This window comes from Paenibacillus motobuensis (genome assembly GCF_039521865.1).
GTDB lineage: Bacteria > Bacillota > Bacilli > Paenibacillales > Paenibacillaceae > Fontibacillus > Fontibacillus motobuensis.
The window spans coordinates 75,152-91,035 of the sequence record NZ_BAAACX010000018.1; the positions used below are offsets into that span (position 1 = coordinate 75,152).

Here is a 15,884-nt window from a genome sequence, read left to right on the forward strand (position 1 = left end):
CGAAATAATTAACAATACACAAAATCATAGAATTTTTCTTTTCTATTCTTTTGGCAGTACTCTCCAATTGCATGGTCAATCTGTGCTGCAACTTGTTCGTCACCTTTTAAGTGGATATACAATTTAGTTTTTGCTCTACTTGCAGCTACATATACAATTCTAGTGAACTCTTCATATGGTTTTTGATCAATATCATCAGAATTATTAAAAATAACAGGATTACAAATTATGTTAAGTGGAGTACATGTTTTTGAATCAAGTCTAGTCGATGCTTCAATGTTAATAAGTACACTCTCAAACTCTGCCCCCTTAGCCTTGTGAATTGTCATGTACTTGCTATTTTGTGAAAATATTTCGTTTGAAATCTTTTTTGAGGTGGAGTATTGTAACTTATCGATATATTTATATATCCCTTCAATATAATCTTCATCATCCTTATTAGGATATCTAAAGAATTTTTTTATTGGAATTTTTAATTCAAATATTAATTCATTAATTTTAAATACTAAATCTTTGAGTAATATACCATCATTAATAAAGTTATAAATATTTTCCCAGAGGATAAACACATTTTTCAAAAGTTTATTATTGGATTCGTTAAAGCTACTAAATGAAGTAGAAATGTCAAAGTATTCCTCAAAGATTACAAGTGCAGAGGGAATACATTTTTTAATATAAGCACTCTCAAGGTCATTAATGGCAATCATTGATTCGATCCATGCTTCTCTTTTAGCTTCAATTTCATTTTCTAAATTTTTTTGGAATTGAAATGAGTAGGCATTTATAATATTGTTTATTAATTTACGTTGGTCTTCAGAAATATCGTTGATATATTTTAAAACCTCGGTCCACTTTCTGCATAGAAAAACTGTATCCTTTTCAAGAAAAGTATTAAGAGATTTTGAAGAGGTAGTAGTCTCCTTTTGCATAAGAAAAGTAACTAAATGATTTTTTTCAAAATTCGTTTCACATGTTTGATTGTTTAATTCCTTATCACCCTGACGTAAATAATTTATAAAATTAATTATGTTTTGTGAGCTTCTTCTATTTCCCTTAATAACATAGTCTTGAATTGGTAAAGTGGAATCTAAAGTGAAATTATGGAATTCTTTGTAGTCTGCCCCCTGAAAAGAATAAATAGATTGTGCTACGTCTCCGATTACGGTTACGATACATTCTTTTTCTGATAAAATTTTTAAAATTTTGTTTTGAATTGGATTTGTATCTTGATATTCATCAATTAATATGTATGGAAATTCACATCTAATGAGATGTGTAGAAAGTTCATAATTTCTCAAGATTTTATAGCCGAAATATAGGATTTCATCGAAGGTTAACTTCCCTGCCTCACCCCAAATATAACTCTTTACTGTTTTCGCGACTTCTGAATCTACAGTATCAGCATGATATAGATTATTGGACATGTTTTCAGTTGAATTACCAGAATTCAAAATGGTAATATCAAGTTGAATTTCTGCCATTTTAGTTCGGGATAAATTCATATATAAATCTGGTGGTATTGACGGATTATTTTTCTGTATATAACTGTAAATATCTTCCTTACTATGTCCGCTTAAAACAGTAAAGCCCTCTTGAACAGAGGATAATGCCTTATTTGGAGCTATTTGTACACCAAACTCATTTTTTATAATGTTCTTAAGCTGAATTTGATTTGGTTTTATAACATACTCATTTATAAAAGAATGAATAGTAGATACAACTACATTGGTGTTAAAAGTCCCTAGTCTTTTTTGTATTTGTTCAACAGCGACATTTGTATATGTTATACAAAGTATTTTTCTAAGGCGACTCTCGAGTTTAGTACTATGCTGAATCATCTGTTTTATATTTTCAATTAATAGATGAGTCTTTCCAGCACCTGGTCCAGCATATATTTTTAGATGTTTATTATTATCATAAATCCGTAAATCATCGGAAGAATTTATTTTTTTAGCCATTCTAAGCCCTCCTTGATATATTCAGGCACGGTTAAATCATTGATAATATATTGTGGTTCCAATGCTTCAGAATCGGAAATATCCTTAGAAAGGATGTTTAATGCAAGATCTCCTTTTTTATTTTCAGCATAGCTAAGAAATAAATTTGCAAAGAATAATCTCTCTATCTTTTGTTTAATCAATTCGTCTTCAGTGTTCGTATAATCATTAATATATAAATTAATGAAATCATTAATTTTCTTTCTAGTTTTTGGATTTTTGATTAAATCTAAATTTGTTTGCCACTCTAATATCGATAGATCTTCAATACCATTAATAAATGGATGGAAACTATCTGGAGTAACAAGTTTGTATAAAGTTTTTGCAACAAATGGATTATCAAAATTATCCAAGAAGAGCTCATTTTCAAAGGTTGAACCTAAGTTCTTCTGTGTTAAAATTCGCATGTTTTCAGCTTTAATAAATTCTATGTTTACGGGTTCTATTGAATCTATATGATTTTGATACAACGATAAATTGTTAAGCTTATCGTCATCAAAATATTTGTAATCACAATCTCTAAAACACAGAACCTTAATATTTGTGTTCAAAAATAGTGGGAGAAAATGATTGAAATTAATTCCACCTACTTCAACTACTGAGATGTGGTTTGCCTCAATTTCATAATCAATTCCACATTTTCTTGCAAATGCGGACATTAATATTTTTTCTGCAAGCCCTTCTACTAAAATCACTTTATGCGCGAATAACATATCAGATCTTGTTACATCTAGAAATTTGGATAGATGTCCTTTACTATCCATGTATTCCTTTTTCAAGTATTTATTTTTTAGATTGTCTGAAATTACTTTATGTTCATTAACAATAGAATTTCGGTTGTATCTTAATGAAATCATATCGTCGATATTAGCTGCTGCTGTAATATTAGGTGAATGAGTAGTTACGAAGATTTGATTTTTAATGATTCTCTCATTATTATTTTTTAAACTATCTTTTTTTGTTTCCCCGCTCTTTTTCTTTTTAGATAAGTCATCGGCTTTTTTTAGGTCACTTAAATAATTGAAAAGTTTATATTGCATAGCAGGGTGTAGATGTGCTTCTGGCTCTTCGATTAACAAAAGATTGTAATCATTATTTATTTTAAAAGCAATAATATTATAAATTTGCACAAGATTATTATAGCCCAGCCCATTATTCTTCATTGGCATCTCATAGCCTAAAGATGTATCTTGAAAAGTATATTGGAAATAGCGTTCAAAGGAAGAATCGTATATAAAACTTGGTAGTAGTAGGTTGTTTCCATTTTTAATACCTACTCGATCTTGATCAATTTCAATTAGATGTTTCATTTCATCCGTAATTTCCAAAAAATTTGTACCTAGTAGTTGGGTGATATTCGCTCTTAAATCTACTTTCCCCTCATATTTGTCTAATCGTTTTTTAATGTATCTTTGGGTATGAGGAAGTAAACCATCCGTGTTCCTATCAGCTGGAATGTAATCGATATTAAATATATTCTGAACTTCATTTTTCTTAATACTCTGATGAGATGTAGTGTTATAGTAATTCCAGGAATATCTTGTAATAAACTTTTCCAAGGATAGAAGATAATCATGAAGTTTATCTTTATTTTTCATTTCATCTCGGTATTCACTTAAAAATTTTGGATCAAGCTCGTATTTAAGTAAAACTATTCCACTAATAATATATTCCCCATCATTAGTTAAGATATTTCCGTCATCGTTGTAAACGATAAAGTTTTTAAACCTCAAAATTCCATCGTCAAAACCATCTAAACTAAGTGAATGTTGTATGTAATAATAAATTTCGATACAAGGGGGATTATCCTTATATATTTGTAAATTTGAATAAATAACATTTTTATTAAAATCATGCACAGAGCCATTATTCTCAGAGATATTGTCCAGTAAATTAATAACTTTCAACAAATTTGATTTTCCTGAATTGTTGGGACCTATAATTATATTAATACCATCTTGAAACTCTATAACTGTATCATCAAAATTCCGAAATCGCTTGATATGAACCTTTTTCAGAAACAAAATTATCACCTCGAATATGTAAGTTTAATTTCTTTTTTAGACAAAATCCTCGTATATATTCTTTGGTTATTCGACCTTCTTCCCATTTCCCCTTCTTCTTTGTACAAATCTTGCATTCAGGTAGTTCCTCGAAGAGCAAAATAAACTAAAATTCCAGGAGATTCACTTATTGAAGGCATTAAACTTAAACGTGAAGATATACACTTATTAATAAAGGTATGTAAACTGATTTTTTAGAAGTGAATTTATTATTTTATTAGAAGAAAATATTGGGGCGGGGATAATTTGGGGTGACCCGAGCAGAAGCTCCTTGCTATTGAACTTACATGCAAATAGATTGATTTTAAAAAAACTAAAATGTTTAAGTTCCATAATTAGCCTGTTGTAAGATAGGATATGACGATCATTCACTTGGAAACTACGAAAATATTATAGTGGTTGTTTCGGGAAGAAAAAACAGTATTATCTTCTATTTATTGCGACTAAATAGTATTTTAAAAACGAGGACGCTCACCGAGTTTCCTCTTCCTCCTCCACCAACTCAATAATCTCCCGTATATCACTAATCTCCAGCGCCTCCGCTATTCTTTCAATATGACTGAAGCTGATGCTCTCACGTTTGCCGTTGGCGAGCTCACTTAGTGCTGCGTGACGAACATCAGACAATCTGGATAATTCCCTCAAGGATATTTTATGTTTTTTGGTTAGTTCCCCGATTTTAACGACAACTTTCTTCCCCATTTTAATCACCCCTAATTCAAATCATTCCCAGCTTGACTATACGCATAAGCGTAACGTATAATAATTTTATGAGTGGTACGCAAACACGTAACATATACATATTTACTGAAGAGACGATTACATAATATTTGTCCAACGATTCTGCATTAAAAAGGAGGCCCACCCCCATGCCATCCCTTCTCGAATCCCTATACCATGGGCATCTGACCCCAGAGGAACAGGTGGTCCCTAAAGATCCAGAATATCGTCAGTGTAGAAGAGAACTGTCTGAGACCATGGAAGCATTGAAAAAGAAGTTGTCCACTGAAGAGTTTACGGAACTGGAAGCGCTAATGAATTTACAGTATAAAATTCAAGGGATGGAGATGGCGGCGGCTTTTAGGTACGGCTTTAGGTTAGGAGCGGCCATGCTGATTGAGGTACACTTCGGGGACGGGGTGGAGCAGGGGGACAAATTGTAGAATAGATTGATCCAATGATTAATATGCCCGGGTGCTTTGACACCTTTCGGGCATTTTTTCTGTTTTTTCACAAGGAATCTTGATCCTTTACATATCGGCTTGCCAAGGAGATACAAATAGGAAGGATTTCCCTGATTATTTGTCGAAAATAACCCCCAAAGAAGACTAGAGCTTCGGATACATAAGTATGTTAGGCATGAGGATGAACTACACTTCGCTAAAAGTGAGAGTTCAAAAAGTCTGGTTTTCAGCACCGAAGCTTATGCTTCCGATGTGCGTTTTTTCAAAACGCTTCAGTTGGATGAAGCTAGGGACTGAGGAGCGGAGCGTACGTAGTTTGTACGTGAGCACCGGAGGGCCCGGCTGAATTCAAGATTCGATGCCGAATAGCTTACCTGATTCACTTCGTGTTAGATATAGAATTTATTCGTTATCAGCGAAGCTGATGAAATTCTATATCGCAAGAAAACCTACCACTGGATCGCGGTCGCTCATCCTTGAATGACTTCGATCGGTTTTCTTATCAAAAGCGGACTTTTTGAATAACCTCTAATAGCAAACGGAGGAAGCCATAGATTATGAAGAGTGTCATTATGGAGGAAATCATTAGCGGTCTGGGCAAGTCGGCTGCGGACCTTGTGAAAGATAAAATCATGCAATCAAAAGTTATTCGTGATCTGAAGGAAAAATGGGTTACAGATAATTATCACGACGAAACAGTAAAAATATTTAAGGCAGCGGTTATCGATGCTAAATATGCTATGCAGTTGCCTGATGAGCTGTTTTGCGATTTACTTGAGGATTCTGTCAATCGCGATGAAGTATTCCGTTGGGTTCTTGAAGGCGTAAGGCCTGGACAGATGGATAAGAGCAGGCTTAATACGACAGCGTATATGGAGTCCTTTCCAAGCTATCAAGACCATATCTACCCTTTCTTCGAATTAATACTGGACCGTTTAGCACATTATAAAATAACGAATTGGAGCCCGGAGTTTCTGGAGATGCTGCATCAAATAGAGGAGATGAAGACGGCTAATCATGAGGGGATCAAGTCTTTATCCGATAAGCAGGATAGGATGGAGTCCAAACAAGATAAGTTCGAAGCTAGACAGGATCAAATGTATGAGCTGCTTCATTATACACTGGAAGACCGAAAAAAGCGGTATACTCCAGAATGGTTTACAGGCAAAGCTAGAGATAACATAAAGAATATGAGGGAGCGTTACTCTGAAGAGTTAAATGTGGAAGTACAGGCATCGTTAATGATCGATGCGATCGAGCTGAATGATAAATTCAGAGGCCATATTATAGAGAAGTGTGACAGCATATTGGCAGGCAGCTCTTCCCGAAATAATGACCAGGTAGACCAAGTGATCACTACAAGTCTGGAGAAAATAAAAGAAATAAAGCGGGACATGGAATCGCTTAATGATCTGAAAGTATGCCTGCCCCGATTGGAACAATGCGTTAAGGACTTGAAAAGTTATCTTGATAAGAATCCGCATACTATCGGCAGCGGGCCATTAAGATACGAGGTCAACAACTTCTACTCCAAGTACGTGGACAATGATAGCAGTCTTCTTCGAATCGCGTTGAATCCTTACGTAGTGATATCTGGAGAGGCAGGCGCTGGTAAATCTCACTTCATGGCAGATCAGGTACGGAAGAGAATCAACGCCAATAAAATGAGTATTTTTCTGTTGGGTCAGTTATTTCTTTCAGAGGATACCATTCTGTCACAAATCAGAAAGCAATTAACCATTGCAAGTGATGAAGAGATGGAAGCTGTATTTGAAGTTTTTAATGATTACGGGGTGGCTAAGGGGGAGCGCGCCGTCATTTTCATCGATGCTCTTAACGAGGGAAAAGGCAAACATTATTGGCTGAATTCGCTTGGCGGCTTCGTCGAGAGGCTAAGAAGACTTAACAACGTGGCCTTAGTGATGAGTGTGCGAGATACCTATGAAGATGACATCATACCTGAGGGATTCTATAGAAGAAATAATGTGAACAAATATAAATTTGAAGGGTTCGATGATCTGGATCAAGCCATTCAGGAGTTCTTTAATTACTATCAAGTGCCGCTGGTTTTAAATGACTATCTGAAATATGAATTCCAAAATCCTCTATTCTTGAAAATGTATTGCATGGCATACGATCAGGTTAATAGATCCGGGACGGAGAGCATTGAAGGTATTTTTAATAACTATTTCAAAAAGATCAATGAGAACTTAAAATTAAGGATCGAGAACTACCCGAAGTTCGGAAATTTGGTCGTTGAAGCTTTGTATTATTTTATCGATGCCAAGCTTAAGCACAAGGGCAGCGAATCGAACCTTTTATACGAAGTGGCTTCCAGGGAAGTAAATCAGGCTATGATGCACCATGGACTAGGTATCCATTTCTTTGACGAGTTAATTAATGAGAAGATCATTACAGTGAACCCCATAACCCAAAACGGGGAAGAAAAGAATATTGTCTATATCGCTTATGAACTATTTGAAGAGTACATCACCGCCAAGAAGATTATTGAAGCGAATAAAGTTCATACCTATACTAAAGCTCGGGATCTGGAAGATTTCTTCTCGGATCAAAATCGCTATTTTCATTTGCTCTCCGATCGGCGCTCGAATCAAGGAATATTTGAAGCCCTGGCCGTACAAATACCAGATGCGGTATCACCAGAGTTTATTGAGGAATTCGAAATGTATCATTGGCCGAAACACATACTGAAGTACAAGGAAATTTACTTTAAAGCGGCCTACTATAATAGTCTTACTTGGAGAAGACCGAGAGGAATCAATGGAATATCGCATTCGTACATATTAAATGAATTTCTATATAGGAGCTATACTGAGCCCTATCAAATGTATGAGTTCTGGGATGTAGTACTAAAATATACGATTGTAAAAGATCATTACTATAATGCGAATTTTCTGTACAATCAATTAATTGGACTTAAGCTTGACGAGTTTAACGCTTTCTGGACGATTTACGTCAGTGAACGCTTTGCTCAGAATGACAGTTTCAAGACGATTATGAAGTGGGCGTGGAAAGAGCATACGGACCAGTCTCAGCTAGATGATGAATCTATATTATTATTAGGGATGAATATTACCTGGTTTATGGCAAGCACATGTGATCGCGTAAGAGATGTTTCTATTAAAGCCATGGTGAAGCTCTTTACGAACCGGATCGATATTTTGGCAGACATCATGAAGAAGTTTAAAAGGGTTAAAGATGCCTATATATTAGAAGCGCTATTTTGTGCTGCCTATGGATGTATGATGAATACGCGCTGCATGGATCAAGTAGAGAGCTTGGGCTTATATCTCTATAAGGAGTTTTTTGACGAGGAAGAAGTTATTCCTCATGCCACGATTCGCAACTATTTGACCGGGATCCTGGAGTTTGCTCTGTCTAAGGGGCTTTGCGAAAATATCCATGCCGAGGACATCAAACCGCCGTTTAAGAACCGATATGAATTCAATGAAGTCAAACAGGATGAAATAGACGATCTTAGAATAGAACCCTCTGATGCAGAAATTAGCAGGCTCGATCCGCATCATTCTTACCAGAGCCGGGTTCTAGATTTAGAGATGTATTTTACATGTCAAACGAACATCATTGATAATCTTCAAGCCTGTTATACTAACGTTCCTATTCAACATGGGGATAGCATCCATTTTGAAACGGTAGAAATCATTGATCAGATCTTACCAGAATACAGGGAAAATTTCGTTCGAATGGTGATCCAAGAAATTTTTCAGATGGGCTACAATTTTATTAAATTCGGAGAATTCGACTTTAATGTGGATTATAACCAGATGGACAGCTTAGGACAGAAATATGAATGGATAGCCCTAAATAAAATTCTCGCTGTTTATTTGGACAGCAAGCAATATATTTGCCAGAGATTTTCTGATGACTATCCGGTGGAGTACGAGGGGGTCTGGCAGTTTATATTCTTCAGGAAGATGGACCCAAGTATTGACTATTTTAGCCCTTTTGACACACGGGATTATCAGTATACAGGAATAACAATGACAAGTGAGGATTTATTGAGTCATTTTCGTTCGTATGCGGAGAGATCATTAAATCAGATCGATTGGATATCTGTGAATCGGATTAGGTATAAGGTGAATAATGAATTTTACGATACAGTCCCTTTTCTGATCAATAATAGTGAAATAGAATCATTTAAGGGTTATATACAAGACCCTAGTAATCTGCGGCAAAAATCGTTTGAGGACTTATATGTAGGGGAAATTTATTGGTCAGAGGCTTATAAGAGCCTGTTAAATGAAATGAATCCAAGAAACTGCAGTAAACTGTATGATATGAGGATCACCGATACCTATTGCTGGGATATCAACGATGGTGCCATGAACGACTATATTGAATTCAGTATTTTATCCCCGTTGATGCTTGCAGAATTAAAGCTTTCGATGGACAGCAATGTCTTTGAGCTGGTCGATGAGAATGGTGAACTAGCAAGCCTGCAGTTATATGAACATAATTACGACAACATCCTCCTATTGAGGAGGGATAAAGTAACCAGATACCTAATACGTTCAGAGAAGGTGATAGGTTGGCCTATTATAAATGGCGGGGAAACTAGAATGATCATTTTTGATGGGTTACAGTTCCGGATCGATTAAGGACTTTGCAAAAATCTACGTGCCCCTGTTCCTCATGAGAGCAGGGGTGCTGCTATGAAGCGCCAGTGAATCCAACGTTTCTAATGTTGCAGTGATCTTAGCATGATGGAGGTGCACCCCATGTCAACGATCCAAGTCATCAGCCTAGATATGTTCCAAACCCTAGTTAACTTAAATAATAGATTCCTATCCATGTGGAGACGGATTCTCAAGGATCGATATAATGCGAGCGAAGCGAGAATCCTTCAAGCCAAGCTGATTGAGCAATACAATGTGGTTGCCAAGCGCATGCGTGAGAACCATCAGTTTGTTCTAACCAGAGACATCTACAAAGAGTGTTTCGATGAACTACTCCCCAGTCTAGGTATACCTTTTAATTGTTTTGAAGCCATAGATATTCTGGTACAGGAGCATCGGCGAGCGGAGCTATATGAAGAAACGCTGGATTTCTTAGAGTTCATTCTTAAGAATTATCAAGTTTGCATTGTCAGCGATACCGATGAAGATATGCTGCCGCGCTTTTTTGAAGATTACCGGATTCCTCTATTCTCCTCGGAGAAATACAGATCCTATAAGAATGATCACGACAACTCTATGTTCCAAGAGATAATCAAATACTACGATATAGAACCCGCGAGAATTTTACATATTGGGGATACCATGTCCGATGTCGTCGGAGCCCAAAGAGCCGGCATCCAAGCCTGCTGGATAAATCGGCAGCAAGCATCTTGGACGCTTGAAGCAACCCCAGACTATACCATTCGAAATTTAAATGAGATTAGAGATCTGCTCTAAATCGATGGGACCCTCCCTCCACCCTTACTATTCCCCCACATATAATATAAAATAAATAGGTAAACTATTTATTAGAAGCAGATATGGAGGGAATTAGAGATGCAACTTACTAATAAAACTGCCATTATTACTGGAGCAGGAAAAGGGATCGGAAAATCAATCGCAATCGCTTTGGCGAAGGAAGGCGTTAATCTCGGGCTAATTGCACGCACAGCAGCTGATCTCGAATCATTGCAAAATTCTTTGCAGACGGAGCACTCCGTTAAAGTATTTATTGCGACAGCGGATATTTCCAATCAACAAGAAGCTGAAGCCGCCGTACTGAAACTCCAGGAGCAGCTTGGTTCCGTAGATATTCTAATCAACAATGCGGGAATCGCGCAGTTTGGCACATTGATGGACATGGAGCCAAGTACATGGGAACGAATTATTCAAGTGAACTTGATGGGGACTTACTATGTGACCCGTGCTGCACTTCCGTTCATGCTGGAACAAAATAGTGGAGATATCATCAACGTGGCTTCCACCGCTGGTGAGCGTGGTTTTGCCACGGGTTCTGCTTATTGTGCGTCTAAGTTTGGCGTTCTCGGCTTAACGGAGTCTCTATTGCAGGAAGTTCGCAAATCGAACATTCGGGTAGTTGCTCTAACGCCTAGTACTGTTGCTACCGATTTAGCAGTTAATGCTGGATTAAAAATCGGGGATGAAGATCGGATGATGCAACCGGAGGATGTTGCGGAACTGGCTTTGGCCACCTTGAAATTACCACCACGTGTATTTGTCAAAACTGCAGGTATTTGGACGACTAACCCGCAGTAGGAAGCATGGACATCTAAATATCAGAACCCCGCTTCTATTGAGTGGGTCCGGCTGTCGGCATTCAACAATGTCGACAGCTTTTTAATTTGAAATAAGCTATCATGAACAATAGTAGGATCATTCGTAAATGGTACACTCAAAATAGAGAAATCATCAGTTATAGGCCTGTTGGATGAATAGGGTGTTATCATTCGTTCATTTTATATAGATAGCTACACGAATAAAATCACCTTGAACCTCAACAATAAGAAAGGTAGATCGCATTTCGCAGCAAACGAACGGAACCATATATTGCAGAAAAGGAGTCCTTGCCAATGAGCTATTTCTACGAATTTATCGACTATCAAAAGGATCTGCCGATCAGGCTGTTCGTGAACAGCGTGGCATATGTCCCTTTTCATTGGCATAAGGAAGTGGAGATTATCTATGTCCTGCAGGGTGGGATTACGATCCATGTGGATCAGCGCAGCTATGAACTGAAACAGGACGATATTATCGTCGTGAATAGTATGTCCGTTCATCAGATTGAGCGTACGAATCAGGACAACGTTCTACTTACATTGCAATTTAACCCGGAGCTGCTGGATGAGCAGCGAGTGGTGGCCTGTAATTCGCTGTATCAGACATCGCAGAATCAGGAGATGTATGATCGCATCCGCCACTATCTGGCCCAGATGGCCTGGGAAGCGAGCAAGAAGACGCAGGGCAGCCGGAATTATTCATTGGGTCTACTATACACGTTGGCCGGACATCTGATGCGTTATTTCTCGATGGTGATGACCGAGGAGAAGCAGAAGAATGTCAAGGATTACGATTATCAACGGCTGAACCGCGTCCTGCAGTTTATCGACCGTAATTACAGCCAGAAGATTACGCTGCAATCGATTGCCGATCAGGAGCATCTAAGCCTGCATTATTTCTCTCATTTCTTCAGCGATAAGATCGGGATTCCGTTCCAGAAATATCTGACCTCCATCCGATTAGAGAAGGCAGTCGATGCCTTGATGAACACCAATCACAGCGTAACGCAGATTGCCCTCGATTGCGGCTTCGCCAACGTCAAGCTGTTCAATAAATATTTTAAAGAGAAATACGACTCGACTCCCGGAGCTTTCCGCGAGGTGGTCACAACAGCAAAGTCTGTTGACCCTGCCCGCAAACCGCTGACCTACGAGGAATCGCCAAGTTCCGATTACTATGAGGTCGATACGATCCAAGCGATGGAATCGCTCTACCGGTATTTGGAGCTGTCCCAGGAATCGTCGAAAGCCATATCCTCCGTAACCAGTGTCATATCTGATCATGTAGAGATTCAGTTCAACGAACAAGATGAGGGCACTCTATTCAAGAAGCATTGGAACTGGCTGACTACGGCGGGCAGGGCAGTTGAAGGCTTGCGTGCCGATTGGCAGGCCCAGTTTCTAGAGCTTCAGGGCAGGCTTGGGTTCTCGCATATTCGCTTCCACGGTATTTTTAATGATGAGATGATGGTGTATACGGAGACGGAGGATGGTGAACCCATCTATAACTGGGCCTATGTAGACAAACTGTACGATTTTCTGCTTCAGGCAGGGGTTCGTCCCTATGTGGCTCTAAGCTTCATGCCTTCGGTGCTGGCCCGTTCGAAGGAGACGATTTTCCTGTGGAGAGGATATATCGCTCCACCGAAGGATCAGAAGAAATGGAATGCGCTTGTCCGTGAATTCGTGCGTCACTGCCTGAACCGTTATGGGCTGGAGGAAGTATCTACGTGGTACTTCGAAGTATGGAATGAACCCGATCTCTCCGGGGTATGCTGGGCAGGATCGAAGCAGGAGTACTTCGAGTTCTATGCCGAGACGGCGCTTACGATCAAGTCCATCTCCCCACGGCTTCGCGTAGGCGGGCCTGCGTTGGGTTACGGCTCTCTCTGGAACGACAACTGGGCTGAGGAATTCATCGATCACTGCAGTAATAGACAAGCTCCAATCGACTTCTTCTCATTCCATGTCTATTCGGAATATCCCAGCTTGAAGGAAGAAGCGTACAAGCTCACGACACTTATGCCGCCGACCTTCTACTTGGATAGTGTGAAGCGCCTGAGATCGAAGTTGAAAGAGACGGTCATGCCAGAGGTGGAGCTTCATATGACGGAGTGGAATTTCTCCCTCTATGACCGCAATTTGATTCACGATACGATGTTTATGGGCGCGTTTGTCATTCATCATGCGCTGCAGACGCTAAGTACATTAGGAGCGCTTGCCTTCTGGTCGTTTACCGACGTATTTGAGGAGAGCCGGGTGCCTTCTTCAATGTTCTATGGCGGATTCGGTCTGATCAATCGCAATGGGCTGAAGAAGCCGAGTTATTACGCCTTCGAGCTGTTGGCTAAGCTGGGGGATCGTATTTTATCCCAAGGAGAGGGATACATCGTCACGAGCGGCCGAGATGGAAGCCTGCAAATTCTGATGTATAACTACGCTCATGTGGATCAGCTCTTCGCCAGCGGTGATTGGTCGGGGCTGACGGAGACAAGTAGGTACACTATTTTTGAGGAAAAAGGCAACCGTTCCTATCATCTCAAGCTGGACGGATTGGAGCGCCGTTACAAATTGACGAGCTACAGACTGGATCGCAATCATGGATCGGTCTTTGACGAATGGATTCGCTTAGGAGCGCCAACCTATCCAACGGAGGAAGAACTGCAATTTTTACGGCATAGAAGTGTTCCGGAGATGCAAATCGGGTGGCTGGACGCGGCAGCAGCAGAGCAACTAGAGCAGGCTTATATTGTACCCCCGCATGGCATTTTGCTGTTGAGCTTACAGCCGCAGTATTAATGAAAATATACAAAAAGGAGCGATCATCCCCATAGTTCGGGGAGTTCGCTCCTTTTTGTATGCAATCCTATGCCGGCTGCATATTCAATCTATTTTGGCCGAGGAGGTGTTTTTTGCTGCATAGCTGGACTTGGTTTGTATCAGACTAGAAAGCGGACTACGAACACAACAAAAAACACACCTGCACAGGACAAGGAACAACAAGAAAGCGCTATCAGCACATGTTTATAATGAACATGTAAGCGATTAACACCAAGCTATAAACGATATAGGGGGAATCATAATGCAGCGTCTAATGAAGTGGATGGAAGAGAATTTCGCGCCACGATTAGAAGCATTTACGAAGAATGTCTGGGTCGATTCCATTCAGGAAGCGATTATGGTGGCATTGCCGATGATCTTCATTGGTTCATTGATAACATTAGTGTCCATTCTAAATGACTTCATCCCGGGCATGCCTGATTTGTCGCCGATTACGACATTCAGCTTCGGATTGCTTGGAATCTTTATTGCTTTTCTAACACCATATACCGTCATGCAGAAGAAGGGCCACGACAAGATTAAGCTCATAGCAGGCGCAACCGGCTTATCCTTATTCATGATGCTTCTCAAGCCGACCTTCAGTGACGATGGAACGGTACAATTCGTCCTTGAACGCTTCGGACCTTCGGGGATGGTTACTGCTCTCTTGGTGGGTGCATTTGTAGCTGTTATCTTTAATGTCTTTAACCGATTCTCATTCTTCAAGAAGAATACAACACTGCCTGAATTTATTAAGGACTGGTTTGATTTCCTCGTTCCGATTGCTCTGGTTCTCGTGATCGGCTGGGTTCTGATCTACCAATTGCATTTTGACATGTTCTCACTGATTGTAGACATCTTCAACCCGCTGCAAAAGATTAGCCAGACCCTGATTGGCTTCGTCTTGTTCAACTTCATCGGAGTTCTGCTCTATTCCTTCGGGGTCAGCCCGTGGGTGATGACTCCAATCTTCTATTCGATCTGGATTCCAGCGATTGAACAGAACGCTTCGCTCGTGGCTCAAGGCTTGGAGCCGGTCAATATTAACACCTTCGAGACATTCTTCTCCGGCTGGGTCGGCGTTGGCGGTCTCGGGGCGACTCTGCCGCTGATCGTCTGGTTCATGTTCGCGAAGTCGAAGAAGCTGAAATCCATCGGGAAAGCAACGATCGTACCTTCGCTGTTCAATATCAATGAACCGGTTATTTACGGAGCTCCAGTCGCATTTAACCCGATCCTGATGATTCCAATGTGGATCAACGGCATCATTACGCCAATTATCGTCTACATTGTGCTGGATCTTGGGCTTGTAGACATTCCGAGTAAAGTGTTCCAGCTCTGGTATACGCCGATCGGCATCTCCACGTACATCTTGACCGGGTTCAAGGGCGTTGTGCTTCTGGCGATCGTATTGCTTCAGATGTTCATCGTCTGGTTCCCGTTCTTCAAAGTGTACGACAAGCAAGAGCTTAAGAAAGAGCAGCTAGCTGCAGCTGAATAAACCTAAATGTGTACTTCGTGATCAAAATCGATATAAGGAGAGAGA

General features: G+C 39.6%; 9 protein-coding genes. 6 read left to right on the forward strand and 3 right to left on the reverse strand.

Annotated elements, in window-relative coordinates; all coding sequences use genetic code 11:
- Positions 1-8: 8 nt before the first annotated feature.
- From ABD014_RS19830 to ABD014_RS19840, 3 genes are all read right to left on the reverse strand, one after another.
- The gene (locus ABD014_RS19830) at positions 9-1,958 is read right to left on the reverse strand and encodes a UvrD-helicase domain-containing protein (protein WP_343864058.1); all 1,950 of its coding nucleotides are present in this window, start codon (positions 1,956-1,958) and stop codon (positions 9-11) included.
- Positions 1,943-4,021, reverse strand: coding sequence for an ATP-dependent nuclease (locus tag ABD014_RS19835; RefSeq protein WP_343864060.1), 2,079 nt, complete (start codon positions 4,019-4,021; stop codon positions 1,943-1,945). Before ABD014_RS19835 ends, ABD014_RS19830 begins: the two co-directional genes overlap by 16 nt.
- 510 nt (positions 4,022-4,531) lie before the next feature.
- Positions 4,532-4,762, reverse strand: a complete 231-nt coding sequence (locus tag ABD014_RS19840) for a helix-turn-helix domain-containing protein (protein WP_343864062.1) — start codon at positions 4,760-4,762, stop codon at positions 4,532-4,534.
- A gap of 167 nt (positions 4,763-4,929) precedes the next feature.
- Here ABD014_RS19840 and ABD014_RS19845 point away from each other — a divergent pair, with 167 nt between their 5' ends.
- From ABD014_RS19845 to ABD014_RS19870, 6 genes are all read left to right on the forward strand, one after another.
- The gene (locus tag ABD014_RS19845; protein ID WP_343864064.1) at positions 4,930-5,223 is read left to right on the forward strand and encodes a DUF6809 family protein; all 294 of its coding nucleotides are present in this window, start codon (positions 4,930-4,932) and stop codon (positions 5,221-5,223) included.
- A 578-nt stretch (positions 5,224-5,801) separates the two neighbouring features.
- A complete protein-coding gene (locus tag ABD014_RS19850; RefSeq protein WP_343864066.1) occupies positions 5,802-9,884 on the forward strand; it encodes an NACHT domain-containing protein in 4,083 nt (1,360 codons plus the stop codon).
- Positions 9,885-10,004: 120 nt separating this feature from the next.
- Positions 10,005-10,679 carry an HAD family hydrolase gene (locus tag ABD014_RS19855; RefSeq protein WP_343864068.1) on the forward strand — a complete coding sequence of 225 codons (675 nt, stop codon included), beginning with the start codon at positions 10,005-10,007 and terminating at the stop codon, positions 10,677-10,679.
- Between the two features lie 99 nt (positions 10,680-10,778).
- Positions 10,779-11,498, forward strand: coding sequence for a 3-ketoacyl-ACP reductase (locus ABD014_RS19860; protein ID WP_343864070.1), 720 nt, complete (start codon positions 10,779-10,781; stop codon positions 11,496-11,498).
- Positions 11,499-11,812: 314 nt separating this feature from the next.
- Positions 11,813-14,317, forward strand: a complete 2,505-nt coding sequence (locus ABD014_RS19865) for a GH39 family glycosyl hydrolase (protein WP_343864072.1) — start codon at positions 11,813-11,815, stop codon at positions 14,315-14,317.
- Between the two features lie 283 nt (positions 14,318-14,600).
- Positions 14,601-15,839 carry a PTS sugar transporter subunit IIC gene (locus tag ABD014_RS19870; protein ID WP_343864074.1) on the forward strand — a complete coding sequence of 413 codons (1,239 nt, stop codon included), beginning with the start codon at positions 14,601-14,603 and terminating at the stop codon, positions 15,837-15,839.
- Positions 15,840-15,884 lie beyond the last annotated feature (45 nt).